The following is a 16,478-nucleotide window of genomic DNA, read 5'->3' on the forward strand; positions in this document are numbered from 1 at the left end:
TGTGCATTTAAGCGGATCATGTGGGCGCGGTCGCGCGTCCGTTGCGGCACGGTTTGAGCAACTCGCAACTCGCTTAACATTGAGTCCTCTGCTTCGCTTAAGATAATCCGAATAGGAGCAGGCATAAATAATGGAAAACTTCGTTTAGGGGCTTTATGCCATCTTATATTTAATTAGTCCCAGCTACTTATAAAATAGGGTGGGCAATGCCCACCCCAAACTCTAATAGCTAAGCTCACGATAGCTTTTAACCATTAGCTAGTTCACAATGCACTAAATCCATTTAACCCTCCGCAGCCAAGGCCAAACGCCCGTCTGCCTTCTCAAGATGACACCTTCACTATGTTCTTTGACGACATCCTTCAATTCTTCAGTGGTCAAGGCGTAGCCTAATTCACGAGCAACTTTTACGAATTCCTCTGGACTAGCTACTTCTTGGAATTTTTCGCGTAAACCTGGATCGTAGGTAGCAGCTTCCAGAAATTGACAGGCACTTTCTTTAGACATTTTGACAATCCCCCTACTCTACTGTGTCTTTTTTAGTTCATGCACTATAGCCATTTTAATCGTGCGCTATACTGCTGAAATTCTTTTTTAATCCTATGTTACAGACAGCCGCATCTACCAACCTGAATATTCTTTTAGAAAACCTCCTTTTCCTAGTAATTGTTACGTCTTTTCTTATCTTTGCGGGTTGGCTTTGGAGACATTCACCTCCCTTCACGATTCCTCAACCACTTCCGCCTTGGTTTAGAGCGTGGTTATTTGTTGTACTGCTAGTGGGAGTGGCGCTTCCCCTAGTAGCAATGGTTCTGTGGGGCATATGGTGGAATCATCCCAGCGTATTTCAGATACTGGTGCCGTACTTTGTCATTTTGGGGTTACAAATTTTATCCGAAAGCGTGACAACGAGACGGTTTCAATCCTGTACGTTCGTGATGGTTCCTTGCTTATACCTTCCTTATCGCGTTTGGCAATTATATAGTGGATTGACGCTTCTGAATTGTGAGAGTGGGACAATCTGGATACAGAGATTATTAGTGCTGGAAATTGTCCTTTGGATTTTTAATTACGGCGTACACTTGTCGCAGATTCCCCGGCTTCTTAATTGGGAATTAAAACCTCAAAGTGATTAAAATTTAGCGGCAGTTCTTGAAAGGTAAAAGTCTGTGAGTAGATGAATTATGGCAGCGTATTCACATCTTAATCCCAGGAATTTATATTAATAATACTTAGTAATTATTTTGATTGGTAGATGAAAAGCACAAACTAGAGTACGATAACGGCTATAGCCGTCCTAAATAATTCGTGAATTATGAGACCTTAACTTCTTAGAGAAGCTGGGGATATGAATGGTAGCATCTCGCAAATCCAATAGGATTACTATGGATTTAATTAGCAGGAGATTTATAGGATAAATATCAAATTATTATTTTTATAGTATTTATTTTTAGGCTATAAAAAATTCTGGTAAAATTTAATGGCTACTCTAAATATTCAATGTTGTATATTTGTAGAATCAAAGCGCAGCAAAATACTAAAAAAATTAACAATAAAGTAATAGAAAATTTTAATCACCGGCACTATTTATATTAGGGCAGAAATTTCATCTACAACTTTCAGCCGGTTCTTGCGGACAGCGTAAAGTAGCCGATCAATTGCTCGTTTGTCTTCTTCGCTGATTGCATCTTGCAACAGTGCAGCCATCAGCCCATATCGGTCAGCGAGAGTAATGTTACCAGAGTAGGTAGCTTGAGCAAATAGTTCAGCGATCGCAGAGTCGAGAGGGCAGATTTGAACAGGCATCTTACGGACATTAACTCGATACTTCTAATATCACGCTTTTGCCCGGTTTACTAAGTGATTAACCACTGTAAAAAATGTGACGATACCCTAGATAATCGTGCGATCGCGGGTTTAAGTAAAGGTGATGAGCAGCTAATTGCTGAGTGATATAAATCACACAACTAGCCCTGCGGCTGAGACCGATCTGGGTGCGATTCTACCTTGGGCTGAACCACGACCGAAAGATACTCGCGGTAACGACAAATCTTGTCGCCACGAACATCGAAAGCGATCGCCCCTCGGTTTTGATAAAGCTTCCCCCGCAGATGCCCTTGAGAGCGAATCTCGAACACAACGGTCGTCTCGTTACTGGTGACGCCATCTAGCGTCACCACCAGCTCATTGTTGAAAGCTTCAGACGCGTACTCAAAGAAAGCAGCTGCCCGTGCTTTACCGACATTTTCCCCCTGATATTGCCCCACTGGAAACCAGAAGCTAAAGTCATCCGCAAGCATTTCCAAAAACGGTTCCCACTTGCCGGTTCCCATCCCCTGAATGAAGTGCCCAAATGCACGCTGGGCAGTTTCCATCGTGCTTTGTTGTGTTTGTGCCATGTTTGTAAGCTGCTGCAACTAAATCAATTGTGGCAAAAACAAGCGGAGAGAAGCCGTAGAAATCTCATCGGAACCGCAGGATGCCTGCTTGCACGCTTCGGATGCCGCTACCAGCTACTAGCACCCTCGATATATTGTCCCACCGATATATTAGTGCAGAGGAACTTTCAAAAATGCGGCAAAATTGAGATGCGAATCTTCGGAGACAAGCAGGGATGAATAGCAACCAAAATGAGGGGCAGGCTTCGATTCTGCCCTTACCTGAAGATAGTGACACAATGCGGATACGACCTTGGGGCACAGTCACTGTTTTAGAAGAAGGGCAACGCTACCGGATTAATCGCATTGAACTCAACCCAGGTCATCACATTAGTACCCAAATGCACTATCACCGCAGCGAACACTGGATCGTTGTATCTGGCACCGCCAAAGTGATTTGTGATGGTAAAGAGACAACCTTAATTCAAAAACAGTCAACCTACGTGCCGATGTCTACACCTCACCGGGTTGAAAATCCAGGGTGTATTCCTCTCGTGATGATTGAAGTCCAAAATGGGGAATACCTTGGAGAGGATGACATCATCCGTTTTGACGACGCGGAAACCTAACATCTCATAATCAAAGGATATCGTGGTTCTCACTTGAATCAAATACAAGATCGAACCCTCTAGCTTCTTCCCTTGTAGGGAATGGGCTAGGGGGTTAGTTTTTTGGCGATAGGCGGAGGATGCGATCGCATTTGTTGAGTTTCAAAAGGGTATCGCTATGAGGCTGATATTTTTTAATGTCTTACTCGTGAGTTATGCCATCTGGCATAATTGCCCCTGTTAGAATAGTGGCTTTCAAATCAGCTCCGCTCAGATTAGCCCCTTTCAGGTCTGTACCACTCAGATCAGCACCACTCAGATTTGCATTTTCTAAAGCTGCGTCATTCAGAATAGCACCCTTCAGATTAGCCCCCTTTAGGTTCGTACCACTTAGCTTGGCACCATGTAGATTAGCACTGCTCAGATTGACATAACTCAAGTCGGAAGCGCTCAGGTTTGTATAACTGAGATGGGCTTTTTCCATATTTGCGCCTATCAAAATTGCTTCACTCAAGTTTGCACCATTGAGTTTTGCATTACCTAAATCAACTCCATCACTCAAATCAGCGCCACTCAGATCAGCTTCAACCAAACTAACATCCTTCAAATTAGCACCTTTAAGATTAGCCCCCTTGAGATTAGCAACGCTTAAGTTGGCAGCACCTACAAAACCACTGAGTTTAGCACGACGCAGGTTAGCGCCGCTTAGATTTGCATAAGCTAAGTCAGCGCCACTCAGGTTGGCTTCAAACAGGCTGGCATTGCTTAGGTCAGCACCAGTTAGATTGGAACTACTCAAATTAGCGCGGCTAAGGTCAGCACCACTTAGGTTGGAAAGACTTAGCTCGTTAGAACTCAGGTCAGCATGGTTAAAATTAACTTTACTAAAATTGGCACGACTCATGTCAGCAAAACCTGTGGAAGCCTCTTTGAGGTTAGCTCCCTTCACGTTCGCCCCACTAAGGTCACACCAGAGACAGGAGTTATTCCCCAATAGTTTATTGACATCTTTGATATTTTCAGCAAAAGCTGGTTCTGTAATGCAGATCATAAAAATGCCTATCACCAGTATTACGATAGCCAAAATCCTAAATCTCATCCCTTTTTTACCTCTATCCGTGTTCAAATGAGTTGACAAGTGATATAAGAGCCAAATCATGCTTGAACTTAGTGTTCCCACTGGTATACAGAAATATTGAGCAGGCGGGAAACTTATCTACCACCAAGCTAAACGATTAGGAGTTTTCAGCCCATAAATAACCCCTCTGCAATGGCAGAGGGGGGCTGTTACAGGTTATGCTTATCTAACTGTGGACTAGCGCAACGCGCCAGAGGGAATACCCAAAATATCCTCAATTTTGGGCATATCTTCCAAGGAAATTACGCGACCTTCATCCTCAAAATTAGCGATTTGGTCGAAGTTGAGATAGCGATACAAATCACCCTCAAAAGGATGAATCTTCTTCGCCACAATGTCCATGTATTCTTGCACTGTGGGAATGCGACCTAACATCGCACAAACCGCTGCTAATTCAGCAGAACCAAGATAAACTCGCGCATCTTTGCCCATGCGATTATTGAAGTTGCGAGTGGAAGTTGAAAATACGGTTGTACCGTCATCCACACGCGCCTGATTTCCCATGCAGAGACTACATCCCGGCATTTCTGTACGCGCACCTGCGGCATCAAATACGCTATAAACACCTTCTTCCTTGAGTTGGTGTTCATCCATTCGGGTTGGGGGACAAATCCAGAGGCGAGTTTTAACTCCTGCTTCGCCTTCCAACACTTTCGCAGTGGCGCGATAATGACCAATATTCGTCATACAAGAACCGACGAATACTTCTTGTACGGGGTCATTCTGAACCTCGGACAGCAACTTAACATTATCTGGGTCATTGGGTGCGGCGACGATTGGTTCCTTGATTTCGTTCAAGTCAATCTCGATAATTTCCGCATATTCTGCATCTGAATCGGCTTCCATTAATACGGGATTTGCCAACCATTCTTCCATTTTTGCAACGCGGCGCATGATGGTACGGGCATCTTGATAACCCCGCGCTACCATATTTTTCATCAGCGCTACGTTGGAACGCAGATATTCAGAAACTGTCTCGATACTTAACTTAATTGTGCAGCCTGCACAAGAACGTTCAGCACTCGCATCGGTAAGTTCAAAAGCTTGCTCAACTTTTAAATTTGGCAAGCCTTCAATTTCCATGATTCGCCCGGAGAAGATGTTTTTCTTGTTCTGCTTCTCTGCTGTTAGCAAACCTTTTTGAATTGCCACGTAGGGAATCGCGTTCACGATATCCCGCAGCGTCACACCGGGTTGCAACTCGCCTTTGAACCGCACTAAGACGGATTCTGGCATATCTAAAGGCATCACGCCCAAAGCAGCTGCAAAAGCAACTAAGCCGGAACCGGCGGGGAAGGAAATTCCCAAGGGGAAACGGGTGTGGGAGTCGCCGCCCGTTCCTACGGTATCGGGTAGCAGCATCCGATTCAGCCAAGAATGGATAATGCCATCGCCCGGTCGTAAGGCCACGCCGCTACGAGAAGCAAAGAAATCGGGCAGTTCGTGATGGGTTTTGATGTCAACGGGCTTCGGATAAGCGGCGGTGTGGCAGAAACTCTGCATCACCAAATCTGCGCTGAAACCGAGACAGGCGAGTTCTTTCAACTCGTCGCGGGTCATGGGTCCTGTTGTATCCTGAGAACCAACCGTTGTCATCAGCGGTTCGCAGGAAGTGCCGGGACGCACACCATTGAGTCCGCAGGCTTTCCCGACCATTTTCTGCGCTAGAGTAAATCCCTTGCCGGTATCGATGGGAGGGCGAGGGCGGATAAAGATTGGACTGGGTTCTACTAATCCGAGGGCAATTCTGGTTTTATCGGTGAGGGTACGCCCAATCAGGAGGGGAATACGTCCGCCTGCGCGTACTTCGTCAGTGATGGTGTCGGGTTTGAGGCTGAAGGTGGAAATAACTTCTCCAGCTTCGTTGGTAATTTCACCTTTGTAAGGATAAATGGTGATTACCATGCCGGTTTCCATCTGGGTGACATCACACTGGATGGGTAATGCACCTGCATCTTCGGCGGTGTTGAAGAAAATTGGCGCGATCGCACTCCCTAATACATATCCCCCAGCCCGTTTATTGGGTACGAAGGGTATATCGTGCCCGATGTGCCACAAAACGGAGTTAATCGCAGATTTGCGGGAAGAACCCGTTCCTACCACATCCCCGACATACGCCACGGGATGCCCTTTTTTCTTCAACTCGACAATCGTTTCCAAACTTCCCGGTTGCCGAGATTCCAGCATTGCCAAGGCGTGCAAGGGAATATCCGGGCGGGTTGTGGCATGGGTTGCGGGAGATAAATCGTCGGTGTTCGTCTCTCCGGGCACCTTAAACACGGTGACGGTAATCGCTTCTGGCAAGGTGGGGCGACTTGTAAACCACTCCGCCGCCGCCCAAGCGTCAATGACTTGCTTGGCATAGGAATTCGTCTCGGACAATTCCAAGACATCGTGGAAGGCATCATACACCAGCATGATTTTGCTTAAAGCTGTTGCGGCGGCTGATGCCAATTCATCGTCAGATTTGAGTAAATCTATCAACGATTGCACGTTGTAGCCACCTACCATTGTTCCCAGCAGTTCTACTGCATAGATGGGGGTAACTAAAGGGCTAATGGTTTCACCTTTGGCGACAGCGGTGAGAAAGCCAGCTTTCACGTAAGCAGCCGGATCGACGCCTGGAGGAATGCGATCGCGCAGCAATTCCAACAACGTCTCTTCTTCACCCGTGGGAGGATTTTTCAGCAATTCGCACAATTGAGAAGTCTGTTGGGCATCCAACGGCAGTGGTGGAATTCCGAGTGCCGCCCTCTCAGCGACGTGTTGACGATAAGATTCAAGCATTTTCAAGTCTCCTAGTCTCAGCAAAATTTGGGGGCGGTAGCGCTTTTAGCGCATCGCTTTTGTGTTTTCAATCGTGAGGATGCGATTCACACGCTTTTTGCCCTCGATCGTTAGAAGTCAACACAAGGCAGAGCGCTACTGCTTAAGTCGCAGATTACCTTTATTAATTATTGTGAAAAAATGGAATAAAATTTGTAGGATTCGCTGCAACGACCCTTACCAGTAACGGTTTATTTGCCAGAATCCATTCCCATAAAAAAAAGGGCGATCGCTCTCTATCGCCCACGTAGCTTTATAAACCAGGAATCCGTCGTCTTCAGCTTTGAAGATTTCGTGCTTAGATAAAATTTTACACCTAAAGGGGGAGGAGTGCGCTCCTTCACTCTTTACGGTTGAGTCAGCAGTAATTGCTGACTCAACCGCAAGCACCGCCAGATATTTCGGAAACTCCTAGAGGCACAACGTCAGTTGCTTCGACTCTGCTTCTAGAAGACGAATTAGATTTTCATCACCTTTGGCTTTAGCAACCTGTATCCGATGTTCCAGGCTGCGGTGGATATTCGCTAAGTGACTTTTAGCCGCGTTATCCAACACTTTTCGACGAGTTGTATCGGTTGGCAATTTCCGATCGCCTAGAGGTGCGATCCCTTCGCATGAGATTTGCCTCTCTAGAGCATCCCTAGTCGTGCCGGTTTTGCCGATGAAGTAGGGGACTCCCCGATAGTTCAAGTTAACAATCGCATCGGGAACTGCAATATGTCTGGGATATGCAACGTTGTAAGTCTGTCCCCGATACTTCCCCACAATCTCGCTTTCGGTTACTTCCAGCGTGGGTGAAGTTTTTTCGTAGCTGACGCCGCGATAAGAGAGTTTCATAAGTTTCGCCTCCGATTGAGTTTCCTGAGTATTTGTGACTAAGCAAGGCACGCTGCTTCGCGATCGCGCTCTACTTTTATTCCCCAGAGCCACTGACGGCTATGAATACTCAGTCAGTGGTGAACTAGCTAATTTATTTCTGTATCTATTTTTACATTTTCCCCTTTAAAGTGTCAATTTTTAAGAGATTTTAAGAAAATCTTTTCAGCGATCGCCAGGAAGTCGTCCAACTTACTTTCCCAGCGGCTGAGGTTAACTGCTTTACCTGATTCAGTGGCTAGGAGAAGCGATAAGCCGCTGTACAAATCGGGAAACAATCAATGGTTAATCAACGACACTAAAAATATTCGATAATCTTCTATCGGAAGTATTAAACCTCATCTACCTCCTAGGAAGGATAAAGAAGCCTGTTTTAGTGGTACTAAGAAAAATCATGAAACTCAAAAGCTTTTCCGCGTTACAGATTGTAATCAAAAGAACTGCCTTTCTAATCATTGCGGCTTTCGTGCTGGTTGTGGTTTTTGTGAATCGGGCGAATGCCAACGGGGCGGAGTTCCTGGTAAGTAACGGCAATAATTTTGATGTCAATGAAGTTCAATTTAAGCGAGTTGAATATGTCGGACAATGTCCGGGAACTGTAATAAATCCGGGCACTAGAAAAGCTCAGTTTGTTTCCAAATCAACTCCACCCGCACCGAAAAGGAAAGTGACAATCCGAAACGTGACTCAGGGCATGAAGAGTAATCCTTATCCCTACACGAGCAGAGGTTACAGTGAAGGGCAATATTCTCAAGGCGTTGATTTGAGTTTGGGAAATAGCCATCAAACTCGTACTTTTGCAGTTTTAGAAGGCGAAAATAAGTTTGAGTATGAAATTAAAGAAGGAGAAAGAATAATTGAACAAGGCACTTTTACAGCGGAAGTTTCTGTAAAAGATGTTGGAGTTTTTCCCCGCGATACCATTTGTGAGGAAAAATTAGAATGTCGGGACGATGGAGACTGTTACGACAGAAACGGCAAGAAGAGAGGAAGTCGTCAAAGATGCTATACAACGAATACCTGCCATTGTCCTGACTGATGAGACTTATGCAGCTGGCAAGTCACGCAGGAAATAGAAGCGATCGCCTCGCCACTGGTAGATTGACGTTTCAACTCAATCCGTGATGAAAATAGGTATGCAGTTCGATAGATACACATTTGCCAGCACATGCAACAGCTGTCTCTCCCTTTGAATCTACCTGGTATTGAGCCAGACAAGGTTGTTTGGTTTAAGGAAATCTTGCGATCGCTCGGCGTCAGCCGTTGCCCAGCTTGGCCCGATCAATTTGGCAAATCTCTTCATAAATGGTTCACTCAACGAGGAGTTTCTCCCATCAGAACCTTGAGCTTGTTCTCTGGTGGTGGTGGCCTAGATATTGCCTTTCATGACGCCGGGTTTGATATTGTTGAGATGGTTGAGCTTGAAGCCAAATATGTACAGACATTAGAAAAGAACTCGAGGTCAGGGAAATGGCTAGAAAATTCCAAACCAATTTGCACTGATATTAAAGAATTTATTCCTAGCCCCAATCTAAAAGTAGATTTCATCATCGGCGGACCACCGTGTCAAACCTTCTCAGCAGCAGGTCGTCGAGCATCTGGCGTCGCCGGAACGAGCGATTCTCGCGGCACTCTTTTTCAAGAATATGTCCGTTTATTAAAGATGCTTCAGCCAAAAGGATTCCTGTATGAAAACGTCTATGGAATCACTGGAGCGCAAAAAGGAGAAGCTTGGAAAGAAATCCAAAATGCTTTTAAGGAAGCAGGCTATATAATTCATTTTCGCGTTCTTGATGCAGCTGATTATGGTGTTCCGCAACATCGAGAGCGTTTGTTTATTGTTGGAATTCGTGAAGGTAATTATTTATTTCCCTATCCAACTCATGGCCCAGATTCTCCCAATCAAGAACCTTTCTACTCAGCAGGAGAGGCAGTTGAAGGCGCTAATAAAACGGATGTAGACTTAGGTATTGGAGGGCGATACGGACACCTTCTTACAAATATACCACCTGGTCTAAATTACAGCTTTTATACAGAGGAAATGGGGCATCCAAACCCAGTGTTTAGCTGGCGATCAAAGTTCTCAGATTTTCTCTATAAAGCTGATCCTCAGATGCCGGTACGGACTATTAAAGCGCAAGGAGGACAATACACTGGCCCCTTTAGCTGGAAAAACCGTAGATTCACACTTGAAGAGCTGAAGCGGCTACAAACGATTCCTGACGATTATGAAATTGTTGGTAATCGTCAAGTTTGTATTGAACAGATTGGAAATTCTGTCCCGCCACAGCTTGGACGGATTTTAGCTCTCAGTATCTTAGATCAAGTCATGGGTATTAATTTACCTTTTCCCATGCACTACTTACTCCAAACTAAACAACTGGGATTCAGACAGCGCAAGCGTCAGCTAACCGACATATACGCTCAAAAGGCTAAAGTGGCGCTCGCTAACTTACATATTGCTGGACAAATTACCTCCACATCCCCAAAAAACTATATAAAGGATGAGCAAGCTGTGCGCTTTTTATCAACAGATTTTTCTTGGGATGAAGAAGAAGCCCCTAACAGCATAAGAATTAATCTGCAATATCATCTAGATCCTTCTTCCTGGATAATTACAGCATCAAACAATCAAAAAAATAAAGATGACAATCAATATGTAATTGAAATATATCCAGCTTGGGATAACCAAGATTGGATTTTAAATACGGGGAAGGTTAAACTATGCGCTAAAAATTTAGATAAAGGTATATTTACAGCTTTATGGAAAGCGTTTGAAGAGAAACTTATTGAACTAACAGGCATGGCTGATTTAGTTCAACTTTCTGGGTATTACCAATACGCCGCCCGAATTACTGGAGTTATTAATTTTAATAGTAGTTTAAATATTGAGCCGTTTTGGCGTGTTGTTCAATGCATTGTTAGAGGAATAGGAGTGGCAACTCAATTACCAGCTCAAGGACTAGCTTGCCAATGGGGAGTTAATAAAGATGATGTGTTTTCTTACCTAGAATCTTTACGCAGCATGGGGTATGAAGTTAGGAACTACAACACCAATCCTCAAATCCCTAAAGGAGAATATTTAATTCCCTATGCGTTTCCAACACTGACGCCCAGAAGTGTACAACTCCGCAAAAACTTAAAATAAGGCAATGAGCGAACTACATCTGCGGGTATTCATTGACAAGAGTGAGCTAGTGCTACCTGATGGTACAACACAAGTTTTCTTAGAAGGAGGTATGAGCCAAGCAGCCAAGCTGAAATATCAAAAAATAGCGCTAGAACTCTCTCAGGGTTATCTAGAGAGGCAAATTATTCTCTGTAGAGATAATTTAGCTGCTCTTAACTTATCACAACTCAGTCAAACTCATATAGAGATTCTACATAAACTTGTAGAATCAGTAACCAGTGAAGTTGGAAGAGCGCTGGTAGGTTTGACAGTTCTACAGCTATGTGTAAAAGCTGTCGAGCCAATGCAAAGCATAAGGCTACATAAAGGTAGTGCAGGTACAAGAGATTTTTCCTGGCGTGATGGAATATCAATGCGATCCTTGGATAGGCAGTATATAACCCCAGTGCTACGTAAATACGAGCTGCTTAGGCTGAACGCAGATGGATTTATGATGACGCGCAGTTTAGCAGAAAATTATCCTTACTCACCCGTTTATAAAGCTAATCTCAGAGGCGCTCGTCAAGAATGGCTCAGTATTGTTGAAGGAATTGAGACTAACGAAATAAATCCCGAAGCAGCTCTGCATTACTTACTCTCGCAGCTGCTAAATCAGGCAAATTCTTTCATAAACTTATCTTCCCAAACAATAGAAAATCTCAACAATGTTTTTGAGCAAGCTGAAGAGGTGGATAGGGAATATATTACTAACATCATCTTGAGGCATATCAAGGAGTCTGATTATGCAGCACGAATTATGGAGATCAGTATGCATAGTCTTATGCAAGCAATGCAAGAATGTCAGGTTTTTCCAGATGGAGCATTGAAACCTCTATCACAGATGCGTTCAGCCAATAAGAAACACGGGAATATCGGTGATATTGAAATACTACAAGCTAGACAAATTATTGAATCGTGGGATGCAAAGTATGGAAAAGCTTACTTGCGAGATGAACTTGAAGAACTTGCAGATAAGCTTGCAGCACACTCAACTGTTGCCTTAGCTGGTTTTGTAACCAGTGTAGAACCTGAACGGCGACAAGAGATGTTATATCGATGTCAAGAAATAGAAGATTTATTTGGTATATCTATAGAAATACTGACCTTTAGAGAGTGGATTAAAAAACAATTTAATCGAGCAATGGAAGATGGTCTAGTGACAGAGCAAGAATTAGCTCGCGCCTGGATGACAGCATATACCGAATCATTGGCACAAAGACGCCGAGAGATTGCTCCAATTGATGAGCCTTGTCATCAGTGGCTTACCACTTTAAAAGAAATATTGGAAAACTTGTAAATATCTTACATAACAGTCTGAATAGTCAAGTTAGGATCTGGTTGCTTGTGGATATCAACTCAATTCTTCAACCGTTTCAGCGCTTTGGTGTTCATCTGGGTTTAGAGCGCATTCAAAAATTATTGGCAAATTTGGGCAACCCGCACCACAAAGTGCCAGTGATTCATGTTGCTGGAACGAATGGCAAAGGCTCAGTTTGTGCTTATCTTTCCGCAGTGCTGACTGAGGCAGGTTATCGCGTGGGGCGGTATACTTCCCCTCATTTAGTCGATTGGAATGAGCGCATCTGTCTAAACGAACAGCCGATATCGCTGGAAACGCTAGAAAAATTGCTGCTACAAGTCCAAGCAGCTATCCAACCGGAAGAGGAGTCACCCACGCAGTTTGAAGTCATCACCGCTGCGGCTTGGTTGTATTTTGCTCAAGCTCAGGTAGATGTGGCGGTGGTGGAAGTGGGTTTAGGAGGGCGTCTAGATGCGACGAATGTATGCCCTAACCCCCTGGTCACAATTATTACTTCTCTCAGTCGAGAACACTGGAAGAACCTTGGCCCTACTTTAGCGGATATTGCTAGAGAAAAAGCCGGTATCCTCAAGGCGGGATGTCCTGCTGTGGTGGGACAGTTGCCAGAGGAGGCAAGGGCGGTGGTACAGCAGCGGATTATTGAACTGGGTTGTCCGGTTGTTTGGGCTGAACCAGCGGTGGAGTTAAGAACCGCGAAGACGCCAAGGACGCAAAGAGAAGAAAGAAGGGTGGAGTATCAGGGGATAAAGTATCCTTTGCCGTTATTGGGAGATATTCAGCTGAATAATTCGGCGTTAGCGATCGCATCTTTCCAAATTCTTCAACAGCAAGGTTGGGAAATTTCAGAAGCAGCGATCGCTTCTGGTATGGCAAAAACTCAATGGATTGGGCGTCTTCAGTGGACAAGTTGGCAAAATCATCGGTTATTGATCGATGGTGCCCATAATCCAGCCGCTGCGATCGCATTGCGTCAATATGTCGATACCCTAGAAAAATCGCCGATCCATTGGGTGATGGGGATGCTTTCTACGAAAGATCATGCCGATATTTTTAGTGCATTACTCAGAAAGGGCGATCGCTTGTACTTAGTCCCCGTCCCGGATCATAGTTCCGCTGAGCCTGAATATTTAGCTACCTTGGCTCAAAATATCTGCCCAGAATTAGCCGATTGTCACACATACCCGGATCTCACGGCTGGATTAGAAGCTGCGATTTCCCCAGAAAGTTTATTAGTTTTGTGCGGTTCACTTTATTTACTGGGTCATTTTCTGGAACAAAACCGCTCTGCTGCATCCAGATAATATTTGTATTTTCAACGCACAGGAACGCCAAGGTAAGCGCAAAGTAACGCAGAGGACGAATCCCTGGATTACTCAGCACTCGCCGCCAAGTTTTTGCACAAAATGTCATGCTGCACTTGTTCTGGGGTTTGGTTTCCGTTGACAGTCAACAACCGTTGGCGATGTTCATAGTATTCCAGGATGGGAATCGTGCGTTCTTGGAATAATTCCAGGCGGCGTTGTACGATTTCTGGTTGATCGTCTGGACGCGATCGCTCTAAAGAACGGTTTATCAACACTGATTCTGGCACCTCTAGCCAAATTGCCCAATCTAGATGTTGCCCCAAATCTTCTAGCAAAAAATCTAATTCTTCTGCTTGAAAAGCAGTACGCGGATAGCCATCTAACAGCCATCCACCCTTGATATCCGGCTGTTGGAGACGCTGGCGCATAAATTCGATCATTAGGCGATCGGGCACTAACTCACCCTTTTCCACATAGGATTGTGCTTGGACACCGAGGGGAGATTGGGATGCGATCGCTTGCCGCAAAATGTCGCCCGTGCAAATTCCAGGAATCCCCAGGTGACTGCATAGCAATGCAGTCTGCGTTCCCTTACCTGCCCCAGGCCCGCCTAGAATTATTAGTCTCACGGCACCTTGCTCCTGCTGTGATTGAATCAAGCATCGCCGGAAGCTGAACTTTGATCCAGCTTTCAACCAAGCCTATGCTGGCTATTTTGCCATTGATCGGTCGCTCAGCGAGACTGACGAAGCCAAGAACTAATACAAGAACGAATACAGGATAGTCAACACTTAACGGGCTTGACGGATAGATATATCTAGTGTTTGATTATGAGGCAAAATAAAAAAACACACTACATATCGTTTGCTAACCAAACTTTTCTGGGGCAAGCGATTCGCTCTTCAAGATTCCTCACGATTAAACTTCGTCTTATGGTTGCCCAGCTAGAAACCCCAGCGCTTCATTCAGATCGTCGCCTGCTCCCCACTATTGAAGGACTGGTGCAAGTTTTTACCGGCGCTCACCGCAGCTTTTTTACTGGCGTGATCGCGCAAGCGCTGCGAATTGCCGGTCAAGGAACCTCAGTTTTAGTGATTCAGTTCCTCAAAGGCGGAATCAATCAGGGACACGAGCATCCCATGCGCTTAGGGCAAAATCTAGATTGGGTTCGCTGCGACTTACCCCGTTGCATTGATACCCCGCACCTCGATGAGGCGGAAACTCACTCTTTACTCCAGCTTTGGCAGCATACCCAAAAAGTAATCTCCGAAGGCAAATATTCCCTCGTCGTTCTGGATGAATTGAGCTTAGCGATTAACTTTGGCTTAATTCCCGAATCCGAGGTACTAGCGCTGCTCGAAAAACGCCCTGCTCATGTAGATATCATTCTGACTGGCCCAGAAATGCCCCAAGCGCTTCTCGATGTCGCCGACCAAATTACTGAAATACGTCGCAGTCACCGACCGTAGGGAATGCACTCACTTCACGCTATCCTAGTATTCCGGTTGGGATTACTTGTGAACCTGTGATTAAGAACGATATCTGGATTACTGAAATGGCTCAAAAGGGTATGATTTCGCCCTTTGAGCCTAAATTAGTTCGTCGTGTGGACGACTTACCTGTTATCTCATTTGGTCTGAGCAGCTTTGGTTACGATATCAGGCTCTCGCCTGTGGAATTCCGGATTTTCAGGCATATTCCCGGCACAGTCGTCGATCCCAAAAACTTTAATCCTGAGAATTTGGAGCCGACAAAACTCCATACCGATGCGAATGGTAGCTATTTCATTTTGCCAGCTCATACCTATGGATTAGGCGTAGCATTAGAAAGACTAGAAGTGCCCGAAAATATTACTGTATTGTGCATTGGAAAAAGTACATACGCACGATGCGGGATTATTTGCAATCTAACGCCTGCTGAGGCTGGTTGGAGAGGACATTTAACCCTAGAGGTTTCTAATTCATCAAATGCAGATTGCCGTATTTATCCCAATGAAGGAATTGTGCAACTGCTATTTTTTGAGGGTAAACCTTGCGAGGTGAGCTATGAATCTCGTCAGGGTAAATACCAAGATCAGCCGGAAAAAATTGTTATAGCACGGATATAAGGAAATACTCAGGTGAAATACTTTCGTGTTGAGGTAGTTGCTGCCACGCCGAATCCCCAACAAGTTATCTGGGCAGCAATGCATCAAGATTACTCCGAAGAGTTGGTTTGGAATAGTTGCGATCGCTGGCCTGATGAAGAGCGAAGCGGCGAACTGATTATTAAACATTTATTATCAGGCGATCGCGGACATTACGGCCCTCTAGAACATCCTCAAATTACTGTTAATGTGGGTTATTTCCCGCATTCAATGATGCAGCAACTCCGCACTCATCGCGTGGGCGTGAGCTTTGATGTACAATCCTTCCGTTATACAGGGCAAAGAATTGTTGATGTTGTAGAGGGCAAATTAGATATAGAAGAAGCTTTCTATTTACGTCCAGTTGGTAACTATACGAACCGGCAAGGAAAACGCTATTTGTATTCGGAGGAACAACGTCAGGCTGATTTGCAATGGTGCGAAGAAGCCTGCAAACATTATAAAAAACGCATAGATGAAGGACTTTCAGAAGAACACGCCAGAGGAATTATTCCTTTTGATGCCAGACAGCATTTTGTGCTGAGTTGTAATGTGCGATCGCTCATGCATCTTTTAGACTTGAGATGGAAAAAAGATGCTCAACTTGAAGCGCAAAAGTTTTGCGAGTTGCTCTGGGTTCATTTTGAACAATGGACTCCGGCGATCGCTCAATGGTATTTGGAAAACCGAGCAAAAAAGGCAAAATTAGCTCCATAGCTTGCCAAAATAAACT

Annotated in this window: 16 protein-coding genes; 9 read left to right on the forward strand and 7 right to left on the reverse strand. The window is 44.8% G+C overall.

Annotation, left to right across the window (positions count from 1 at the left end):
- Positions 1-273: 273 nt before the first annotated feature.
- Entirely contained in the window at positions 274-507 is a 234-nt protein-coding gene (locus NC994_RS23100; protein ID WP_190413669.1) for a Nif11-like leader peptide family natural product precursor, read from the reverse strand.
- A 95-nt stretch (positions 508-602) separates the two neighbouring features.
- On the opposite strand from NC994_RS23100, the gene NC994_RS23105 reads away from it, so the two are divergent.
- Positions 603-1,136: a hypothetical protein gene (locus NC994_RS23105; RefSeq protein ID WP_190439936.1), complete on the forward strand. Its 534-nt coding sequence runs from the start codon at positions 603-605 to the stop codon at positions 1,134-1,136.
- Between the two features lie 451 nt (positions 1,137-1,587).
- On the opposite strand, the gene NC994_RS23110 is transcribed toward NC994_RS23105, so the two are convergent.
- Both NC994_RS23110 and NC994_RS23115 read right to left on the reverse strand, forming a co-directional pair.
- The gene (locus NC994_RS23110; protein ID WP_190439938.1) at positions 1,588-1,806 is read right to left on the reverse strand and encodes a hypothetical protein; all 219 of its coding nucleotides are present in this window, start codon (positions 1,804-1,806) and stop codon (positions 1,588-1,590) included.
- Between the two features lie 161 nt (positions 1,807-1,967).
- Positions 1,968-2,399 carry a nuclear transport factor 2 family protein gene (locus NC994_RS23115; protein ID WP_190439941.1) on the reverse strand — a complete coding sequence of 144 codons (432 nt, stop codon included), beginning with the start codon at positions 2,397-2,399 and terminating at the stop codon, positions 1,968-1,970.
- 278 nt (positions 2,400-2,677) lie between these two features.
- On the opposite strand from NC994_RS23115, the gene NC994_RS23120 reads away from it, so the two are divergent.
- Positions 2,678-3,007, forward strand: coding sequence for a phosphomannose isomerase type II C-terminal cupin domain (locus NC994_RS23120; RefSeq protein ID WP_190440011.1), 330 nt, complete (start codon positions 2,678-2,680; stop codon positions 3,005-3,007).
- 181 nt (positions 3,008-3,188) lie between these two features.
- Here the strand turns inward: NC994_RS23120 and NC994_RS23125 are convergent, their stop codons facing one another.
- The 3 genes from NC994_RS23125 to NC994_RS23135 all read right to left on the reverse strand — a co-directional run bounded on the left by NC994_RS23125 (position 3,189) and on the right by NC994_RS23135 (position 7,787).
- A complete protein-coding gene (locus tag NC994_RS23125) occupies positions 3,189-4,037 on the reverse strand; it encodes a pentapeptide repeat-containing protein (protein WP_190439943.1) in 849 nt (282 codons plus the stop codon).
- A 264-nt stretch (positions 4,038-4,301) separates the two neighbouring features.
- Positions 4,302-6,911 (reverse strand): bifunctional aconitate hydratase 2/2-methylisocitrate dehydratase, encoded by a 2,610-nt coding sequence (acnB, locus tag NC994_RS23130; RefSeq protein WP_190439946.1) that lies wholly within the window; start codon positions 6,909-6,911, stop codon positions 4,302-4,304.
- 450 nt (positions 6,912-7,361) lie between these two features.
- The gene (locus NC994_RS23135; protein WP_190439948.1) at positions 7,362-7,787 is read right to left on the reverse strand and encodes a DUF4278 domain-containing protein; all 426 of its coding nucleotides are present in this window, start codon (positions 7,785-7,787) and stop codon (positions 7,362-7,364) included.
- Positions 7,788-8,220: 433 nt separating this feature from the next.
- Between NC994_RS23135 and NC994_RS23140 the strand changes: the two genes are divergently transcribed.
- From NC994_RS23140 to NC994_RS23155, 4 genes are all read left to right on the forward strand, one after another.
- On the forward strand, positions 8,221-8,865 hold the full coding sequence (locus tag NC994_RS23140) for a hypothetical protein (protein WP_190439950.1): 645 nt from the start codon (positions 8,221-8,223) through the stop codon (positions 8,863-8,865).
- Between the two features lie 303 nt (positions 8,866-9,168).
- Positions 9,169-10,974 carry a DNA cytosine methyltransferase gene (locus tag NC994_RS23145; protein ID WP_242032594.1) on the forward strand — a complete coding sequence of 602 codons (1,806 nt, stop codon included), beginning with the start codon at positions 9,169-9,171 and terminating at the stop codon, positions 10,972-10,974.
- Positions 10,975-10,978: 4 nt separating this feature from the next.
- The gene (locus NC994_RS23150; RefSeq protein WP_190439954.1) at positions 10,979-12,292 is read left to right on the forward strand and encodes a hypothetical protein; all 1,314 of its coding nucleotides are present in this window, start codon (positions 10,979-10,981) and stop codon (positions 12,290-12,292) included.
- Between the two features lie 47 nt (positions 12,293-12,339).
- The gene (locus tag NC994_RS23155; protein ID WP_190439955.1) at positions 12,340-13,617 is read left to right on the forward strand and encodes a Mur ligase family protein; all 1,278 of its coding nucleotides are present in this window, start codon (positions 12,340-12,342) and stop codon (positions 13,615-13,617) included.
- 68 nt (positions 13,618-13,685) lie between these two features.
- Here the strand turns inward: NC994_RS23155 and NC994_RS23160 are convergent, their stop codons facing one another.
- The gene (locus NC994_RS23160) at positions 13,686-14,249 is read right to left on the reverse strand and encodes an adenylate kinase (protein ID WP_190439957.1); all 564 of its coding nucleotides are present in this window, start codon (positions 14,247-14,249) and stop codon (positions 13,686-13,688) included.
- Between the two features lie 303 nt (positions 14,250-14,552).
- On the opposite strand from NC994_RS23160, the gene NC994_RS23165 reads away from it, so the two are divergent.
- The 3 genes from NC994_RS23165 to thyX are packed head-to-tail and all read left to right on the forward strand — an operon-like array spanning position 14,553 to position 16,462.
- Positions 14,553-15,089, forward strand: coding sequence for a P-loop NTPase family protein (locus tag NC994_RS23165; RefSeq protein WP_190439959.1), 537 nt, complete (start codon positions 14,553-14,555; stop codon positions 15,087-15,089).
- A 56-nt stretch (positions 15,090-15,145) separates the two neighbouring features.
- Positions 15,146-15,727: a dCTP deaminase gene (dcd, locus tag NC994_RS23170; protein ID WP_190439961.1), complete on the forward strand. Its 582-nt coding sequence runs from the start codon at positions 15,146-15,148 to the stop codon at positions 15,725-15,727.
- 12 nt (positions 15,728-15,739) lie between these two features.
- On the forward strand, positions 15,740-16,462 hold the full coding sequence (gene thyX, locus NC994_RS23175; RefSeq protein ID WP_190439963.1) for an FAD-dependent thymidylate synthase: 723 nt from the start codon (positions 15,740-15,742) through the stop codon (positions 16,460-16,462).
- Positions 16,463-16,478 lie beyond the last annotated feature (16 nt).

Source organism: Trichocoleus sp. AS-A1, from assembly GCF_039962015.1.
Lineage (GTDB): Bacteria > Cyanobacteriota > Cyanobacteriia > Cyanobacteriales > FACHB-T130 > FACHB-T130.

Coding starts and splice junctions, on each gene's coding strand:
- NC994_RS23140 (WP_190439950.1), top strand. CDS start 8,221: ATGAAACTCAAAAGCTTTTCCGCGTTACAGATTGTAATCAAAAGAACT.
- NC994_RS23100 (WP_190413669.1), bottom strand. CDS start 507: ATGTCTAAAGAAAGTGCCTGTCAATTTCTGGAAGCTGCTACCTACGAT.
- NC994_RS23105 (WP_190439936.1), top strand. CDS start 603: ATGTTACAGACAGCCGCATCTACCAACCTGAATATTCTTTTAGAAAAC.
- acnB (WP_190439946.1), bottom strand. CDS start 6,911: ATGCTTGAATCTTATCGTCAACACGTCGCTGAGAGGGCGGCACTCGGA.
- NC994_RS23150 (WP_190439954.1), top strand. CDS start 10,979: ATGAGCGAACTACATCTGCGGGTATTCATTGACAAGAGTGAGCTAGTG.
- NC994_RS23165 (WP_190439959.1), top strand. CDS start 14,553: ATGGTTGCCCAGCTAGAAACCCCAGCGCTTCATTCAGATCGTCGCCTG.
- NC994_RS23125 (WP_190439943.1), bottom strand. CDS start 4,037: ATGATCTGCATTACAGAACCAGCTTTTGCTGAAAATATCAAAGATGTC.
- NC994_RS23115 (WP_190439941.1), bottom strand. CDS start 2,399: ATGGCACAAACACAACAAAGCACGATGGAAACTGCCCAGCGTGCATTT.
- NC994_RS23135 (WP_190439948.1), bottom strand. CDS start 7,787: ATGAAACTCTCTTATCGCGGCGTCAGCTACGAAAAAACTTCACCCACG.
- NC994_RS23110 (WP_190439938.1), bottom strand. CDS start 1,806: ATGCCTGTTCAAATCTGCCCTCTCGACTCTGCGATCGCTGAACTATTT.
- NC994_RS23120 (WP_190440011.1), top strand. CDS start 2,678: ATGCGGATACGACCTTGGGGCACAGTCACTGTTTTAGAAGAAGGGCAA.